Annotated in this window: 17 protein-coding genes; 7 read left to right on the top strand and 10 right to left on the bottom strand. The window is 66.3% G+C overall.

Going from position 1 to position 15,687, the window contains the following annotated elements; all coding sequences use genetic code 11:
- Window positions 1-65 precede the first annotated feature (65 nt).
- Window positions 66-2,189, top strand: coding sequence for an assimilatory nitrate reductase NasA (gene nasA / locus BDK88_RS03840; RefSeq protein WP_130499235.1), 2,124 nt, complete (start codon window positions 66-68; stop codon window positions 2,187-2,189).
- Between the two features lie 53 nt (window positions 2,190-2,242).
- Window positions 2,243-2,527, top strand: a complete 285-nt coding sequence (locus BDK88_RS03835) for an amphi-Trp domain-containing protein (protein ID WP_130499234.1) — start codon at window positions 2,243-2,245, stop codon at window positions 2,525-2,527.
- 111 nt (window positions 2,528-2,638) lie between these two features.
- Here the strand turns inward: BDK88_RS03835 and BDK88_RS03830 are convergent, their stop codons facing one another.
- Window positions 2,639-2,995 (bottom strand): hypothetical protein, encoded by a 357-nt coding sequence (locus BDK88_RS03830; RefSeq protein WP_130499233.1) that lies wholly within the window; start codon window positions 2,993-2,995, stop codon window positions 2,639-2,641.
- Between the two features lie 214 nt (window positions 2,996-3,209).
- On the bottom strand, window positions 3,210-4,055 hold the full coding sequence (larE, locus tag BDK88_RS03825; RefSeq protein WP_130499232.1) for an ATP-dependent sacrificial sulfur transferase LarE: 846 nt from the start codon (window positions 4,053-4,055) through the stop codon (window positions 3,210-3,212).
- A gap of 146 nt (window positions 4,056-4,201) precedes the next feature.
- Here larE and BDK88_RS03820 point away from each other — a divergent pair, with 146 nt between their 5' ends.
- Together BDK88_RS03820 and BDK88_RS03815 are read left to right on the top strand one after the other, a co-directional pair.
- A complete protein-coding gene (locus BDK88_RS03820; RefSeq protein WP_130499231.1) occupies window positions 4,202-4,762 on the top strand; it encodes a hypothetical protein in 561 nt (186 codons plus the stop codon).
- A gap of 89 nt (window positions 4,763-4,851) precedes the next feature.
- Window positions 4,852-5,193 carry a hypothetical protein gene (locus BDK88_RS03815; RefSeq protein WP_130499230.1) on the top strand — a complete coding sequence of 114 codons (342 nt, stop codon included), beginning with the start codon at window positions 4,852-4,854 and terminating at the stop codon, window positions 5,191-5,193.
- Window positions 5,194-5,199: 6 nt separating this feature from the next.
- Here BDK88_RS03815 and BDK88_RS03810 read toward each other — a convergent pair whose 3' ends face one another.
- Window positions 5,200-6,159, bottom strand: a complete 960-nt coding sequence (locus tag BDK88_RS03810; RefSeq protein WP_130499229.1) for a DUF368 domain-containing protein — start codon at window positions 6,157-6,159, stop codon at window positions 5,200-5,202.
- A 243-nt stretch (window positions 6,160-6,402) separates the two neighbouring features.
- Here BDK88_RS03810 and BDK88_RS03805 point away from each other — a divergent pair, with 243 nt between their 5' ends.
- On the top strand, window positions 6,403-8,388 hold the full coding sequence (locus BDK88_RS03805) for a MutS-related protein (RefSeq protein ID WP_130499228.1): 1,986 nt from the start codon (window positions 6,403-6,405) through the stop codon (window positions 8,386-8,388).
- A 24-nt stretch (window positions 8,389-8,412) separates the two neighbouring features.
- Here BDK88_RS03805 and BDK88_RS03800 read toward each other — a convergent pair whose 3' ends face one another.
- The 6 genes from BDK88_RS03800 to BDK88_RS03775 all read right to left on the bottom strand — a co-directional run bounded on the left by BDK88_RS03800 (window position 8,413) and on the right by BDK88_RS03775 (window position 13,080).
- Window positions 8,413-8,667: a hypothetical protein gene (locus BDK88_RS03800; RefSeq protein WP_130499227.1), complete on the bottom strand. Its 255-nt coding sequence runs from the start codon at window positions 8,665-8,667 to the stop codon at window positions 8,413-8,415.
- Window positions 8,668-8,732: 65 nt separating this feature from the next.
- Complete coding sequence (locus BDK88_RS03795) at window positions 8,733-9,656, bottom strand: methyltransferase (RefSeq protein WP_130499226.1); 924 nt, start codon at window positions 9,654-9,656, stop codon at window positions 8,733-8,735.
- Window positions 9,657-9,699: 43 nt separating this feature from the next.
- The gene (locus BDK88_RS03790; protein ID WP_242611607.1) at window positions 9,700-10,788 is read right to left on the bottom strand and encodes a glycosyltransferase family 4 protein; all 1,089 of its coding nucleotides are present in this window, start codon (window positions 10,786-10,788) and stop codon (window positions 9,700-9,702) included.
- A gap of 4 nt (window positions 10,789-10,792) precedes the next feature.
- Window positions 10,793-11,170, bottom strand: a complete 378-nt coding sequence (locus BDK88_RS03785; protein ID WP_130499225.1) for a 6-pyruvoyl trahydropterin synthase family protein — start codon at window positions 11,168-11,170, stop codon at window positions 10,793-10,795.
- A 70-nt stretch (window positions 11,171-11,240) separates the two neighbouring features.
- Complete coding sequence (locus BDK88_RS03780) at window positions 11,241-12,305, bottom strand: zinc-binding dehydrogenase (RefSeq protein ID WP_130499794.1); 1,065 nt, start codon at window positions 12,303-12,305, stop codon at window positions 11,241-11,243.
- A gap of 4 nt (window positions 12,306-12,309) precedes the next feature.
- Complete coding sequence (locus BDK88_RS03775) at window positions 12,310-13,080, bottom strand: GTP cyclohydrolase IIa (RefSeq protein ID WP_165396901.1); 771 nt, start codon at window positions 13,078-13,080, stop codon at window positions 12,310-12,312.
- A gap of 151 nt (window positions 13,081-13,231) precedes the next feature.
- On the opposite strand from BDK88_RS03775, the gene BDK88_RS03770 reads away from it, so the two are divergent.
- On the top strand, window positions 13,232-13,927 hold the full coding sequence (locus BDK88_RS03770) for a hypothetical protein (protein ID WP_130499224.1): 696 nt from the start codon (window positions 13,232-13,234) through the stop codon (window positions 13,925-13,927).
- Between the two features lie 156 nt (window positions 13,928-14,083).
- Here BDK88_RS03770 and BDK88_RS03765 read toward each other — a convergent pair whose 3' ends face one another.
- Complete coding sequence (locus BDK88_RS03765) at window positions 14,084-14,398, bottom strand: hypothetical protein (protein ID WP_242611606.1); 315 nt, start codon at window positions 14,396-14,398, stop codon at window positions 14,084-14,086.
- A 131-nt stretch (window positions 14,399-14,529) separates the two neighbouring features.
- Between BDK88_RS03765 and BDK88_RS03760 the strand changes: the two genes are divergently transcribed.
- The gene (locus BDK88_RS03760) at window positions 14,530-15,660 is read left to right on the top strand and encodes an ORC1-type DNA replication protein (protein WP_130499223.1); all 1,131 of its coding nucleotides are present in this window, start codon (window positions 14,530-14,532) and stop codon (window positions 15,658-15,660) included.
- Window positions 15,661-15,687 lie beyond the last annotated feature (27 nt).

The following is a 15,687-nucleotide window of genomic DNA, read 5'->3' as shown; positions in this document are numbered from 1 at the left end:
TGTCGGTGGTTGTTGGATCGGTTCATCACGCACTCGAGCCACGCTGCTCGAGCGAGGTGAACGCCGTGGCTGACCGCGTGCCGACGACGTGTCTGCGCTGTGCGGTCGGCTGTGGACTCCGCCAGCAGCCCGCCGACCAGGGCAACGGCCTCGAGGCAGTCAGCGGCGATCCCGCTCACCCGGTCAGCCGAGGATCGGCATGCAGTCGTGGTATCCACGAGACCGTCGATCCAGACGGCGAGCGGCTGAGCCGGCCGCTCGTCCGCGAGGGCGGCGACCTCGTCGCGACGACTTGGGAGACAGCACTCCAGCGCGCGGCCGATGGACTGGGAACCGCGCTCGCTCGAAGCAGCGATGCCGTCGCCGTCCTGGGCAGCGGCCAGCAGACCACTGAGGCTGCCTACGCGCTGGGCAAACTCGCCCGCGGTGGCTTCGGCACGCGGTACTACGATGCGAACACGACGCTGTGTATGGCGTCGGCGGTCACTGCCTACTATGACGCCTTCGGCAGCGACGCGCCGCCACCGACGTACGACGACATTCCTGCGGCCGAGACCCACATCATCTGGGGAGCAAACCCCACGGTCGCCCATCCGGTCCTGTTCCGCTGGATTCGCCAGTCTGCAGCCGAAGACGACTCCCGACTCATCGTCGTCGACCCCATCCACAGCGAGACCGCCGCGGCCGCTGACTACCACATCCCGCTCGAGCCCGGCGGCGACCTCGCGCTCGCTCGAGCAGTCCTCGCTCGCGTTCTCGAGACTGCCCGGGTCGACGAGTCGTTCGTCGCCGCGTCGACGACTGGCTTCGAGACGCTCCGCGCGGACCTCCCCGACGCGGCCGATGCTGCCGAGCGGGCGGGTGTCTCGATGGCCGATATCGAGCGACTGGCCGACGCGCTCGAAGATCCTACGCTTCTGTACTGGGGGATGGGAATCAACCAGAGCATCAACGGGACCGCGGCTGCGGGTTCGCTGATCGATCTGTGTCTCGCGACCGGTAACCTGCGGCCGGGTTCGGGGCCGTTCTCGCTGACCGGCCAGGCCAACTCGATGGGCACCCGCGTCTGCTCTGCGAAGGGAACCTGGCCCGGCCATCGCCCCTTTGACGATCCCGATCATCGCAGGACAGTCGCCGAAGCCTGGGACGTCCCGGTCTCGCGACTCCCCAACGATCCGGGCCCGGGACCGGTCGGCCTCGTCGACGCGATCGGCGACGAGATCGATGCGGTCTACGCGGTTGCGACCAACCCTGCTGCCGGCATGCCGGATACGACGGCCGTCCGCAAGCGACTCGCGGACGCCTTTCTCATCGTTCAAGATGCCTTCCGCAGTGAGACGGCCGAGTACGCCGACGTTGTCCTGCCTGCGGCGACGTGGGGTGAATCCGAGGGGACGACGATTTCCATGGATCGAACTGTCTCGCGAGTGCGGGCCGCGACGGAGCCGCCGCCGGCGGCACGAACGGACCTCGAGATCATCGGCCAGCTCGCCGAGCGCCTCGTTCCCGGTTTGTTCGATGACCGGCTCGAGCCCGCCGCGATCTTCGACGAGTTCGCGGCGTTGACCGCCGGCACGCCGGCCGACTGCTCGGGGATCAGCTACGAGCGACTCGCGGCCGAGCGTGCGGTCCGCTGGCCGGCACCGACCGCAAACGATTCGGTCGGCTACCGGTACTACGACGGCGAACCCGACGGCGACGCGGACGCCGACGAACCGTGGTCGTTCCCGACGCCGTCCGGCCGGGCGCGGTTCTCGAGCGCCGAGGCCCGGCCGCTGCCGGAGCCGACCGACGACGCCTACCCGCTCACGCTGACGACCGCGCGCCGGCCGGACGCGTACAACTCTGGGGTACGAACTGACACAGACGACCCTCCGACGGCGCGGGTCAGCCCGGCGACGGCGGCCGCATTCGCGGATACCCTCGAGCGACCTGCCGACGGACCCACTGGCGACGAGCACCGACTGGCACGCCTCGTCTCTCGGCGGGCCGCGGTTACCGTTCGCGTCGAATCCGACGCGGCGATTCCCGATAGCGTCGTCTGGCTGCCGATCCACCATCCCAGCGTTAACGCCCTCACGATCGCTGCCGTTGATCCACGGTCGAAGGAGCCGAATTTCAAGCAGTGTGCGGTTCGTCTCGAGTCACCCCGTGACCCAGCCGGCAAGAGCCGTCTCGCCGGTCACTGATCACCACAATCCTCGGGCGCGTATTTATCAACTGTCGGAACGTATTGGGGTGTATGCCAGAAGAAGTGCTGTTCAAATCTGAAAGCGACCTGAACAGGGACGAAATCGCGTCGTTGCTCCGTCGCGTCGCGGACAATCTGGATGCCGGTGAGGCGATCACGCTCTCGGCTGGTTCCGACTCCGTCACGCTCGACCCGCCGGCGCGGCCGACCTTCGAGGTCAAAGCCGAACGCGAAGGGCCAACCGACGCGCCCGGTGAACTATCAATCGAGTTCGAACTCGAGTGGGACGAAGACGGCGGCGACGGTGGCGGCGGTGGCGACCTCACGATCGAGTAATACTGCCGGATAAAACGGTTCAGACATCGATCGCACGCGAGACGCTGTTGCCGACGGCGACAGCCGTCAGGACGCGATCGAGTAGTCACTGACGTTTGTCCGGTCGGATACCTACCGGTGTTCGCGGGTGCGCTCGTAGGCGTACTCGAGTGCATCCTCGAGCGAGCCGGGACCGTCGTAGCTAGCTGAAAAGAGATCCATGAACTGCCGAGCGATCTGCGTACACCGTTCGAACGTTAGGACACGTCGCACGCGCATCGTTTCCGAGAGGTCCAGCCCCGGATAGCTCGTCACGGTCAGTGCGTAGCCGGGGTGGTCCTCGCCGTCGAGCGAGGCCGGGGCGACTTTGAGGCGAAGATCGCCTGACTCGTGGCGATACGTCCGATACCCCATCTCTCGGTCGGTATGCGTTGGGGTGTAGGTCCGAGACTCTTCGGTGGTCCACTCGAGCGGCACGTCAGCGTCCATCGATTACTTCTACCGGCCCAAAAGCTACGTCCGTATCGCAACGTGCAATATTCCCGAACACACTGCCGCTATCTTCACTATTGACGAATTCATACTACGAAATACGGTTATATTTTGATCGCTCGTCCACTCGAGCAGTGTCGAGTCGGACGATCGACGAATCTTCGGTCCCGTGATCGACGGACACCGGTGGCCATCGGATTGAGAACGCGAGTCAGTCGTCGCTCGTCGACTCCGCTGTGGCCTTCTCGTCGCCCGCGGGGCTGACGCTGCCGGTCCGGTAGCCATGAAGATCGAGCGTGACGTGATCGAACCCCAGCCGCGAGAGTTCTTCGCGAACTGTCTCCACGAACTCACGGGTCAACGCACGCTCGAGTTCCTCGGGCGCGATCTCGATGCGGGCGAGGCCGTCGTGGTCGCGGACGCGGAACTGGTCGAAGCCCCACTGGCGTAACAGGGCCTCGGCCCGTTCGATTCGTGTAAGTCGGTCGTCGGTGACTGCGAGTCCGGTCGGGATGCGCGAGGAGAGACAGGCCATCGAGGGCTTGTCAGCGACCGAGAGGCCGTAGTGGGCGGCGATCTCGCGGACCTCCGCTTTCGTGATGTCGTGGGCCAGCAGCGGCGAGTGAACGTCGAGTTCGTCGACGGCCTGCAGGCCGGGCCGGTGGCCAGCGCCCGGATCGTCGGCGTTGGTTCCGTCACAGACCGTTCCGATTCCCAGCCCGCGGGCGGTCGCTTGCATCTCGCCGAGACGCATCGTCCGGCAGTGATAGCAGCGATCGTCGTCGTTTTCGACGAACGCGTCGCTGTCGAGCTCCGAGAAGGAGACGATCTCGTGGCGGATGCCGATCTCGTCAGCGACGCGTTTGGCGTCCTCGAGTTCCGCCTCGGGGAGCGTCTCACTCTTTGCGGTGCAGGCGACGGCGTCGTCGCCGAGTGCGTCGTGGGCGAGTGCGGCCACCACGCTCGAGTCGACCCCGCCGGAGAAGGCCACGAGGACCCCGTCACGGGCCGCGAGGTCGTCGCGGGCGGCCTCGCGTTTCGCCTCGACCGATGTCATGGACCGTCGTTCGGGCCGCGCGGTCAAAAGGACGTTGTCACGATGCCGTGCGGTCCCGCTCGTTTGTCGCCGACACGGCCACGGATGCAGTCAGCAGCGCGCCCGGCGGTTAAGGTGTCGTCCGGCGTAGGGCTGCTGAGACGACCATGATTCTTGTCGACCGCCTCCGATCGCTTTCCGAGACCGAGGGGCATACTGAAGACGTAGACGAACACTCACGCGAGGAGCATATCGCCGACGCCGTCGTTCGCGGGGTCCAGGGTGGGTTCGTTGCGACGCTCATTATGACCGCGTTTCGCCTGCCGCTTTTGCGATCACTGCCCCCGTCGGCGAACTTCTGGTCACAGTACGTCGCCGGCGGCGATCCAGACGACCACTCGATTGCCGCCCTCGCCCTGCACCTGCTATACGGGATCAGTTCAGGTGTGATCTTCGGCGTGTTGTTTTCCCTGTACGATGCGGGCCGATCGATCGAACCCGAACAGCGCGGCCTCGTCTGGGGATCGATCTACGGGCTGGCCCTGTCCGCTTTTGGCGTACAGGTCGTGTTGCAGGGACTGCTCGACATCCGCCTCGAGGCTGACGAACTCGCACTGTTCCACGTCGGCCACCTCGTGTACGGCCTCTCGCTGGGTGCCTGGGTCGGCTCCCGAACCGAGGGCGTCGAGGATCCCGAGCGAGAGTACGAGTACGCCGGTGGCAACTGATTGTCGCCCATCGTTGTCCGTGACGCAGGCTCGAGGTGGCTGAACACGCAAGCCGGACGCCGATTGTCCGCCGTCGCCTAGCCCCTTCCGTGACTGACTACTCGATGCACGAACCCGACGTTTCGGGGACGACGACCGAGGAATGGGACGACCCACGACTCGAGGACTTCGACACCGACGATCTGGGCGAGATCGCTGGTCACTTCCTCCTCTCGGCGTCGGGATTCCCACCGGAGAACTTCACTGACCTCAAGCTGCCGGTGGTCGAGCCCGACGGCGACCTCAACAAGAACGCCTTGCAGACGGCCAAAAGCGGCGGCCACGGCGTTGGCGCGATCGACGACATAGACGACGATAAACAGGAATCAGTCGAGGAACTGATCGACGACCTCGCGAACGAGCGCTTCGAGAACGCCGATCTCGGCGACTGAGCGGCGTTACTCCGGTTCGAAGCCGCCGACGAGATACTCGAGGCCGAACAGCGCGATCGCACCGACGACCGCCCATGCGGCAGTCAGCGTTATGATTTCCGTCGTCCACGCGTGTGTCTTGGCGATGTTGGTCAGGGGAGCAGGCACCGAGCCGGCGATGAGGCTCACGAGGAAGACGAGCGTGAGCCCGCGGTGGCGATCTAATGCGATGCGGACGACGCGGGCGATCGTGAGGAGACCGGTAGCACCACCGACGACGAACAGCACCACGGTCGTTCCCGGATCGGTGACGGCCGCCAGCGAGCCGCCGCTGAGCAGGTCACCCAGCGCGTGAACGAACGCGCTCAGTTCCGACGAGAGGAAGACGTACTGACCGAGCAGGATCAAGATTAGCGATCCCGAGATCCCTGGCAGAATCATCGCGCTGACGGCGATCGCACCGGCGAGGACGATCACCATCGGGCCGCTTCCGGGCAGCGAGACGATGTCGGCGGCGACCAGCAACGCAAGGCTGGCTCCCGTCACCGCGACGCCGATGTGTGTCGGCGAGTCGATCGTGAGACTTCGACCGAGCGTGATCACTGAGGCGGCGATCAGGCCGGTAAAGAAGCCGAACATCGCGACCGGATGAGACTGTGCCAGCGACGAGACGGCGTCGGCGACAACGACGACCGCGGTGATGATGCCGACGCCGAGCGGAAGTAAGAATCCCAAATCCAGCTCGAGCAGCGCTTCCCGTGCTTTCGTCCGCCGGTCGGGATGGTAGCCCCGGAGCACGGCGGCCGCCCGCCAGGGCGTAAACGCGGTGACCGCGGCGATCAGCCGGCCATAGAAGCCGAGCAACAGCGCGACGGTGCCACCGGAGACGCCGGGCAGGGCGTCTGCCGTTCCCATACAGAGCCCGTAGCCGTAGGTCCGCAGCCACTCGAGGCGGTCGTCGACCGCGTCCGAACGTTCATACTCCATGCGTTCGGGTCGGTCGGTCCTGATGTGGGTCCGTTCGCTGCCACTGTCCCCGATCGGGCCATTCAGGCTGCCGTTTCGGTTGCACGTCCGGACGCTAGTCACGTGTCCGTATAAACCCTCGACACCGCTGTCAGTCCATGCTACGGGGGATGTCGGCACATCTCACATACGGCTGGTCGGGCCGAATCCGACCGATCCGGGCGGGAACTTTTTCTCGCTTCGGTTTGATACGCACCTCGAGACATGGACCTCGAGTCGATTCCGGGCGTCGGCGAGAAGACGGCTCGCGCGCTCGCTGCTCTCGACGATCCCGAGCGCGCGCTGCGGGCGGGCGATGTGGCGACGCTTGCGACCGCGCCGGGGATCTCTCAGGGCCGGGCCGCCCGCATCGCACGGGGGGCGATCCGGCTCGAGCACGATGATCCGGGTGGCTTCCTCGCGACCGACCGCGCCCGCGAGATCTACCGCGAGGTCCTCGGCCTGCTCAAAGACCGCACTGTTACCGATTACGCCGCCCAGCGACTCGAGACGCTCTATCCGAGCCCGCGGCGCTCGCGTATCGACGAGGTGCAGGCGTTCGCTCGGGAGGCACTCGAGCGCGACCCCGACCCCGACGTCCTCGAGGCACTCGAGGGCGTCGAACTCCTTCGCGACCCCGGCGACGTGCGGGTCCGCGAGCGCTGTCTGGCGACGACCGACGCCGAACGCTACAGCGAGGCCCGCGAGGCGATCCCGGAGCTCTCCGTCGAGGTCGTCGAGGACACACAGGGGCTGGCGGAACTTGCACGTGGCTACGCGACAGTGATCGCCCTCGACGAGTCCTTTGCCGGCGTCGCACTTGATGGAGACGTGCAGGTCCGTCCCGACGCGCTCGAGAACCCGGCCGAGGTCGTCCCCGAACGGCCGCTTGCGTTCTTTGCGCGCAACCGCGATCGGCTCCAGGCTGCCATCGCGGTCCACCGCGCCGCGGATCTCGAGGCCCCCTGCGATCTCGCGGCGCTCGAGGATGGGCTCTCGCGGCTGGCCGAGGACGGCACGGTCGCGGGCGATGACGAACTCGATCGGTTGACGACGGCAGTCGACGATCTGGACGCGGCCGCGAGTGCAGCCGAGAGCGTCGCCAACGACCAGCTCCGGGAGGCGATCCGCGAACAGGACGTCACCATCGAGGGGTCGGACCTCCTCTCGTTGGTCGAGCGCGGGGCCGGCGTCGACTCACTGCTGTCTCGCGAACTCGCGGACGAGTACGCTGTGGCAGTCGATGCGGCCCGCGAGCACCTTATCGATGCCCTCGATCTCGAGGCCGGTGAGGCCGAGATCGCCCGTCGTGCGTTCGGCGACGAGCCCACGTTTCCAGTCGAGCGCGACGAGGACGTCGTCGGTCGGCTGCGCGAGGAACTCACGGCGGCCAAGGAGCGCCGCGCGGGACGGCTCAAACGCGAGCTCGCGGCCGACTTGGCCGACCAGCGCGAGGGAGCCCGCCAGCTCGTCCGTGACGCCCTCGAGCTGGACGTCGAACTCGCAATTGCCCGGTTTGCCGATGACTTCGACTGCGTGATGCCGGCGTTCGTCGACTCGGCCGACGCTGTCGGCTTCGACATCGTGGGCGGTCGCTCCCCGCTGCTCGACGAACCGCTCGAGCGCATCGATCCCGTCGACTACGCTGTCTCGGGCGTTGCCCTGCTCTCGGGGGTCAACAGCGGCGGAAAGACCTCCACGCTTGATCTGGTCGCGAGCGTGGTCGTGTTGGCCCACATGGGACTGCCCGTCCCCGCCGAGCGCGTGCGCCTGCGGCGGTTTGACGACCTTCACTACCACGCCAAGACCCAGGGAACGCTGGATGCGGGCGCGTTCGAGTCGACCGTTCGCGAGTTCGCCGACCTCGCACAGGGCGGCGAGGGCTCGCTCGTGTTAGTCGACGAACTCGAGAGTATCACTGAGCCCGGCGCGTCGGCGAAGATCATCGCCGGTATCTTGGAGGCGCTTTCTGAGAACGGTGCGACGGCGGTATTCGTCTCACACCTCGCGGGCGAGATCCGCGAGATGGCCGCCTTCGACGTGACCGTCGACGGCATCGAAGCCGTCGGCCTCGTCGATGGCGAACTCGAGGTCAATCGCTCGCCGGTCAAAGACCATCTGGCGCGGTCGACACCGGAGCTGATCGTCGAGAAGCTGGCGGGTGAACACGACAGCGCGTTCTACGGGGACTTGTTGGAGAAGTTCGAGTAGCGTTCGCGTCTCCTCCCCGGACGGCTACAGGTCCTCCAGCGGATGGTGACTCTCTTCGAGCACGTCGAGCGCCTGCTCGAAGGCGGCCTCGACGTCCCCGAACTCGCCCTCCTGTGTCCATTCCCCGTCGGGAGTGGCGGTGTAGACGTCGAACCCCCCACCGCGGTACTCGTGGGTCTCGACGTACAGTTCCTCGTCGACCGTGCCGTCGTCGTCGACGAGGAGCCAGACACCCAGTTCTTTTCCACCCTCGAGGTCGCGTCGGCGTTTCCAGTGCATGGCTCGAGCTACGAGGGCGAGCGACGTATAACCGGACGGGGGCCGCTGTCGGAACGGTTCGTCGGCTACGCTGACCCCGGCCACCGGGTGAGGACGTCTAGCTGGTGGGCGAGGTAGACGAGTTCCCCCGCTTCGATCTGTTCGTGGCGGGCCGCCGCCCACGCGCGCAACTGCCCGGCGTCTATCGTCCCGTCGGCCGCGAGTGCGGACTCGATGGTGTCGACGATGTGATGGAGGAAGTACGCTTCGTCGCCCTCGTAGCCGCCGTCGGTTGGCCGGACCACCCAGTCGGAGCCGCCGGCCGCGATGACCCGGCCGCCAGTCGCCGGGACCGCAGTGAGGAGGTGGCGGCCGGCGGTACTGTCGCCCGTCTCGCCGCCGACTTTCTCGGTCGTATCCATCCGGCGGTGAAATCGCCGTTCAATGTGGCTCTCGAGTTCAGCGTCGACCGGCGGTAACAGCGACGTCACGCCATCGAACGTGATCGGGAAGTAGGCGACGCCGCCCGGGCGAAGCCCGTCCGCGACCGTCTCTAGCGCCGCCCGCACGTCCGTCAGATCGAGGAAGGCCTGGGCGACGACGACGTCGTACGTCTCTTTGTGGGCCGCCAGGTGTGCGAGCGCGTCCTCGGCGCGGAACTCGACTTCGAACGGAGTCTCGTCGCGGCCGATGCGGAGCACCCCGTCCGAGCGGTCCGGATCGTGGCCCCGGTCCGCGACGCGGTCTGCGACCCCCTCCGTGGCGGCCTCGACGAGGGTCGGGTCGGCGTCGATGGCCGTGTACCGGACCTCCGTGTCGGCCGTCCACTCGAGGATCGTTTCGACCATCGCGCCCGTCCCAGCTCCGACCTCGCAGAGGTCGACGGGCTCGTCGACCCCCTCGAGTCCCCGGCGGAACGCGTCCGCGACGCGTCGGTTCCGAGCGCGCCGGTCGACGGTCCGCTTGGCATCGAGGTAGCGACGGAACGAGTAGTGATCGGGTTCTGTCACGCCTCTATCGGCCCGTCAACTCCTGGCGGGTTAAGTCCGGCCGTCACGGGAACGGTTCTGCGGGCTTGCAGAGAGTCGCCGTAAACGACGCGACGCGGTCGACGGTGTCGCTCCAGGTCGGGTGGGCGTCGTAGGCGTCCCGAGCGGCAACTCCCATCTCGGCAAGGCGTTCGCGGTCGGCCGCGAGCGAACCCACCGCCTCGGTGACGGCCGGCGGTTCGTCCGGCGGCACCAGCACCCCCGTCTCCCCGTCGGTTACGACCTCGCTTGCGCCGCCGGCGGTCGAGGCGAGCGCCGGCAGTCCGAATCCCATCCCCTCGAGGTAGACGATGCCGAACCCCTCGTAGCCAGAGGGCACGGCGAGGAGGTGTCCCTCCCGGAGCGTCGACGACAGCGCCGCATCGCGTAGGCGGCCCGCAATCGTCACCGACTCCTCGACGCCCAGGGTGTCGACAAGCCGGTCGATCCGGCGGACGTACTCCGGATCGACCGTCGGGTCGCCGACGACGGTCAGGGTCCATTCGCCGGCCGGACGGGCGGCCAGTCCTCGGAGCAGCGTGTGGAGCCCCTTCCGTTCGATGAGCGTGCCCACGAAGACGATTCGAAGCGGTCCCGGTTCGTGAGCACGCGTGCGGATCCTCGTCCGCGTGATTCCCGGATCAACGTGGTCACCGCCGGGTGGCGCGACGACGCCCGTCGTCGGACCGACGAGTTCCTCGACGGTCTCCCGGGTCGTCTCGCTATTGTACACGAAGGCATCGACGGTCTCGAGATAGCGCTGCTCGATCGCCCTGTAGAACGCGTTTTGCCATGCTGCCCGCGGCTCCTGACACCGGAGGTGGTGGACGATGGCGACCACCGGCGTGGCGTCGTCGCGCCGGCGGTTGTGCCGGATGAGCGACGGGTGACAGAGCTCGTCTTGTAACAGCACGTCGACCTCGAGGGCAGCCAGGTCGGCGGCGACCGTTGGAGAGAGGTTGGCGAGCAGGTTCCGGCCGTACCTCTCCCGCGGGATCGAGACGACTGCGACCTCGTGGCCCCGCTCGCGGAGCCCCGTTACGAGCCGTCGATCGTAGCGATAGCCGCCGGACGTTCCCTCGAGCCCGTCGTAGACGACCAGCCCCAGCCGCATCGAATCAGACGGTCGTGGCGTAGGAGGCGGCCGCTGCGTCTTCTTCCCACATCGTCACCTCGATGGCGTCGAGACGGTCGGTTTCGATCCCGTCCGCGACCCGCTCGGCGAAGAATCGCGAGAAGTGTTCCACGCTCGGATTGAGCCCCTCGAATTCCGGGAGGTCGTTGAGCGTCGCGTCCCGGTACCGGTCGACCAGCGCGTCGACGACCGTCTTGAGGTCGTCGATGTCGACGAGGTAGCCGTATTCCCCGACCTGGCTGCCCTCTACCTCGACTTCTACCGTCAGGTGATGGGAGTGGAGCTCTCCTTCGGGGCCGGGGTCGGGGACCGTGAGCCAGTGTTGGGCGACGAAATCGCGGGTGACTGTCACCGTGTACATACCCCGTCGGACCACATGTACGAACTAAAATCTGGGGTGGCATGAACCGACCGGCGGCCACAGGAGGCGATCAGTACGTCAACATTACCTGAACCGTCTCGTCCGGGCGCTCGTCCAGCAGTTCGTAGGCCTCCGGGGCGTTCGCGACCGGGACGCGGTGGGTTACCAGGCGGCCGGTCTCGACGTCCTCGAGGCGCCGCCACGCGGTCGCCAGCCGGCGTGCCACGGTCCAGCGCCCGCGCCGTTCCGGGGCGATGGTGCTCACCTGACTGCTGATCAGGCGGATTCGGCTTCGGTGGTATCGTCCGTCGAGCGATAGCTCGGCCGTTTTGGTCCCGTACCACGACCCAACGACGACGCGGCCCCCGTACCCGGTCGCGTCGACGGCGGCGTCGAGTGCCGCCGGGTTGCCCGAGAGTTCGTAGGTCAGATCCGCCCGGCGTGGGAGCTGCTCCCGTTCGGTCCGTCCGGACGGCGACCCCGGACGGTCGGGCGGCCCCAACTGCTTGTGGACCGCCGCGACCGGGTCTGTTTCGGTGGGTTCGAGGCTCCGGTCGGCTCCGAACGCCGTCGAGAGCTGTCGTCGCTGCTCGTAGCGGTCGACGGTCACGAGCGACGAGAGCGGCGTCTCGGCCAGCAGTGCCGTCGTCAGCAGCCCCACGACGCCCTGGCCGAACACGATCGCTCGCTCGCCGATGCGAGGCTCCCCGTCGAGGATCAAGTTGACCGCCGTCTCGACGTTCGGGAGAAACGCTGCCACCGCGGGTGGAACGTCGGCCGGCACGACGCTCACCTCGTCGACCCCGACGACGAACTCGCTGGCGTGCGGATGGAACGCGAGCACCGTCTCGCCGTGCCACGCCGGATCGACGTCCGCGCCGACGGCGGTCACCGTCCCGACGACCGCGTAGCCGTACGGGAACGGGTAGGAGAACGATCCCGAGAGTGTCTCCAGCGTCTCGTCCGCCGTGATCTCGGGGTTCATTTCGCCCCGATAGAGTAACAGTTCCGTCCCGGAACTGATGGCAGATACCGTCGCCGCCACTTTGAGTTCGTCCGGGCCGGGGTCGGGGACGGCCGTCTCCCGAACCTCGACTTCGCGAGGACCCGTGAAGTACACTGACTGGGCCGGCATCGGGTTACGCCCTCCCTGCGCTCTCACCGGCGCCAACCTCGACACGCGTCCCCTGCTCCCGGCAGCGTTCGAGCGCCTCCTTGGCCGCCATTCCGGCGTCGACGGCCCTCAGATCGTGGCCGACGCCGACCTTGAGCTCGATCCCCGCTGTCTCCTCGACGTGATCGATCGCCTCATCGAATGCTGGCCGGTCGAGCCCGGCGGTCACCGAGATGACGTTGTCGCCGCCGATGAAAAACGACAGCGAGTCGTGGGCGTCGTACATGTACTCGAGCAGCGCCGAATATCCCCGGTCGATGTGCCGGAACACCTCGAACGCGTTGAGTTCGTCAGTGTACTGGCTGGTCGCGTCGTTGACGTCGAAGTGGGCAATCTGGACGGCCCCTTCCCCGCACAACGGATCGCCGCGCAGGATTTCGGTCCGCTCACCGTCCTGGGCACTCCCGGCTGCCTGGAGGTTCGCCGTCGCCTCACCGACTGCCTCCCGCGGCGAGGTCCCCGTGGCGACACCGAGGCTGACCGTCACGGGATAGCGGTTGCTGATGGCGTCCTGAATGCGCCGGTGTCCCGCCAGGTCGATCCCGTTTGTGACGGCGATCATGTTGTCGAACCGTGTGGAAAACACGTAGCCGTCGTGATGCGCGACGAGTTGTGAGAGGTCCGCGTACAGCCGGGACTGGAGCAGTTGCAGGTCCGGCTCCCGTTTCGGTGATGGCGCCACCGTCCACGGCCCGTAGTTGTCGATCTGGATCAACGTTACCTGCGTTTCAGTCACGGTCACTCCCCCCCGTACCATGTCCACTGGTATAATTTGTGGGCGCTAGCGGACTGCCATTCTCGGTAACGTGTCTGTTCCGGAGAGATAACGGTCCCGTCCCCAGATATATGTTAGTCACTACGGTAGGGGTTGTCCAGAACGCCGGCCCATGTCTCGAACAGACGCCTCGAGCGGCACCAGCTCCCCGCAGTCGCCGCCACCGGAGCACCGACCGCCTGTCCAGGTCCCCGAGGAGCGCGTCCTCCGGGCGTGGCTCGCCCACGAGATCGAGCACGACGCGGCTGCCATCGATTCGGAAATGGTTTCGACGAATACGGCAGCTGTGCTCGACGCGCTCCTCTCGGCGAAGCCGGGAGCGGCTGCGTTCGTCTGGCGCGAGCAACCGATCCGGTGGTACCGGCTCGTCCTCGAGTGGGACCAGTTCGTTGACCTCCGGCCGGTGGACGGGCCGGACGACCTCCTGTGGCGAGACGTCTCCACGGATGGCACCCTCTTCGGTGTGGCCGAACGGGTCACCGAGGAGGGGTTCGGTCCGCTCGAGGACGCAGGAATCGATGCTGGAGCGATCCGAACCTACCGCGACGACCTCGCCGCCGGAACGCAGTTCGACCCGCTGATCGTCCGGACCAGACGCGGCGCAACCCCGTGGTTCGTCGCCGACGGGAACCACCGGGCGACGGCGGCGGCGTTTCACGCCATCGAAACCGGCCGGTACGACCCTTTGCCGGCCTACGTCGCCGTGACCGCGAATCCGATTCTCGAGCCGATTCTCGTCCGGATTCGGGGCCTGTTCCAGCGACTGGCAGGACGATCGATCGGCCATCGCGGGAGTCGAGGCCCCTGACCCAACTCGCCGGGCGAACGGCGGGAGCGGAACATGCAGGTCCGATGCGTTTGTCCTTCTCGCCCGGCTGTCTTGGTATACAATCCCAGTTCGAGTACTCGACGGGAAGCTGTCAGTTCGCTCGTGTTCGTCGGTCCGTGGTCCCGTCGTCGTTACTCATGCCATTCCAGAATCCCTGGTGCCCCCATGACTCTTCGTCGTCGCTCGAGCCGCCGTGATCTCCCGCAGTGAATCGGCGTCGCGCTCCTCTAGGAACGCCGCGAGTTCGTCGGCGTAGTCGCCGATCGCCGCGCGCGTTTCGTCGTCCTGGAGCGCGAACGCTTCTTTTATTGTATCGGGCATCTCGTCAGGTGCAATATACGTTTCTTTCCGCGCGTAGTCACCGGTACCCCGCAGCGTCTCCGCAGAGAGATCGTCGAACTGTTCGAGCAGGAAGTCTGGAATCGCGTCTGAGGGTTCCGGGACCGTCATTGCTGTCACCTCTATTGATATAATGCTCATCAAGGATTGTGGTCATGTCAAAAACCAACAGGCGTCATGGGTCCTGTCTGTAATGTGGACTCACCGAAGGGTTAAGATGCTGCGGAAGCAGGGTGAAAGTGATGGCAGACGACCCCGACGAGGGGATGTTGTCGTGGGACGAATCCGTGTTCAAAAACGAGCACGTCTTCGAGATCGACTACGTCCCCGAGACGTTCAAGCACCGCGAGGGCCAGACCCAGAGCCTGACGTATGCGCTGCGCCCGGCGGTGCGGGGGTCGCGCCCGCTCAACGTCGTGGTGCGGGGCCCACCTGGCACGGGGAAGACAACGGCAGTCCAGAAGTTGTTCGACGAGATCGGGACGCAGACGAGCGATGTCCGGACGATTCGCGTCAACTGTCAGGTCAACGCGACGCGGTACTCGGTCTTTTCGCGGCTGTTCGAGGGCACGTTCGACTACGAGCCACCCTCCTCGGGCATCTCGTTCAAGAAGCTGTTCGGCCAGATCGCCGAGAAGCTCGTCGAAGAAGACAAGGTCCTCATCGTCGCACTCGATGACGTCAACTACCTCTTCTACGAGAACGAGGCCAGCGACACCCTTTACTCGCTGCTGCGAGCTCACGAGGAGTACCCCGGCGCGAAGATCGGCGTCATCGTCGTCTCCTCCGACCCCGCCTTGGACGTCATCGACGAACTCGACTCTCGAGTCCAGAGCGTCTTCCGCCCCGAAGACGTCTACTTCCCGGTCTACGACCAGCCCGAGATCGTCGACATCCTCGCCGAACGCGTCACACGTGGCTTCCACGACGGGGTTATCTCACGAGATACTCTCGAGTACGTCGCCGACCTCACCGCCGAAAGCGGCGATCTTCGGGTCGGAATCGACCTGCTTCGCCGGGCCGGGCTCAACGCCGAGATGCGAGCCAGCCGCACTGTCGAGCGCCAGGACGTCGAGGACGCCTACGAGAAATCCAAGTATATCAACCTCACCCGGTCGCTGTCGGGACTCAGCGAGACCGAACAAGCGTTGCTCGAGGTGATCGCCACCCACGACGGCGAGCAGGCCGGCGCAGTCTACGAGGCGTTTCACGAACGGACCGAGTTGGGCTATACGCGCTACTCCGAGATCGTCAACAAACTCGACCAGCTCGGCCTGATCGATGCCGACTACACCGATGTCGATGGGCGCGGTCGCTCGCGGTCGCTGTCGCTATCCTACGACAAAGCGGCGGTGTTAGAACGCCTCGAGTAAGTGCCGGCTGCCTCGCTCCCGACGGTG

Origin of the sequence: Natrinema hispanicum, from assembly GCF_004217335.1 — an archaeon.
GTDB lineage: Archaea > Halobacteriota > Halobacteria > Halobacteriales > Natrialbaceae > Natrinema > Natrinema hispanicum.
This window is presented reverse-complemented; position numbering and strand designations above follow the sequence as displayed.

Bases quoted from the DNA above. Each gene is read 5' to 3' on its own strand.
- BDK88_RS03835 (WP_130499234.1), top strand. From the start codon at position 2,243: ATGCCAGAAGAAGTGCTGTTCAAATCTGAAAGCGACCTGAACAGGGAC.
- BDK88_RS03830 (WP_130499233.1), bottom strand. From the start codon at position 2,995: ATGGACGCTGACGTGCCGCTCGAGTGGACCACCGAAGAGTCTCGGACC.
- larE (WP_130499232.1), bottom strand. From the start codon at position 4,055: ATGACATCGGTCGAGGCGAAACGCGAGGCCGCCCGCGACGACCTCGCG.
- BDK88_RS03820 (WP_130499231.1), top strand. From the start codon at position 4,202: ATGATTCTTGTCGACCGCCTCCGATCGCTTTCCGAGACCGAGGGGCAT.
- BDK88_RS03810 (WP_130499229.1), bottom strand. From the start codon at position 6,159: ATGGAGTATGAACGTTCGGACGCGGTCGACGACCGCCTCGAGTGGCTG.
- BDK88_RS03805 (WP_130499228.1), top strand. From the start codon at position 6,403: ATGGACCTCGAGTCGATTCCGGGCGTCGGCGAGAAGACGGCTCGCGCG.
- BDK88_RS03800 (WP_130499227.1), bottom strand. From the start codon at position 8,667: ATGCACTGGAAACGCCGACGCGACCTCGAGGGTGGAAAAGAACTGGGT.
- BDK88_RS03790 (WP_242611607.1), bottom strand. From the start codon at position 10,788: ATGCGGCTGGGGCTGGTCGTCTACGACGGGCTCGAGGGAACGTCCGGC.
- BDK88_RS03785 (WP_130499225.1), bottom strand. From the start codon at position 11,170: ATGTACACGGTGACAGTCACCCGCGATTTCGTCGCCCAACACTGGCTC.
- BDK88_RS03780 (WP_130499794.1), bottom strand. From the start codon at position 12,305: ATGCCGGCCCAGTCAGTGTACTTCACGGGTCCTCGCGAAGTCGAGGTT.
- BDK88_RS03770 (WP_130499224.1), top strand. From the start codon at position 13,232: ATGTCTCGAACAGACGCCTCGAGCGGCACCAGCTCCCCGCAGTCGCCG.
- BDK88_RS03765 (WP_242611606.1), bottom strand. From the start codon at position 14,398: ATGACGGTCCCGGAACCCTCAGACGCGATTCCAGACTTCCTGCTCGAA.
- BDK88_RS03760 (WP_130499223.1), top strand. From the start codon at position 14,530: ATGGCAGACGACCCCGACGAGGGGATGTTGTCGTGGGACGAATCCGTG.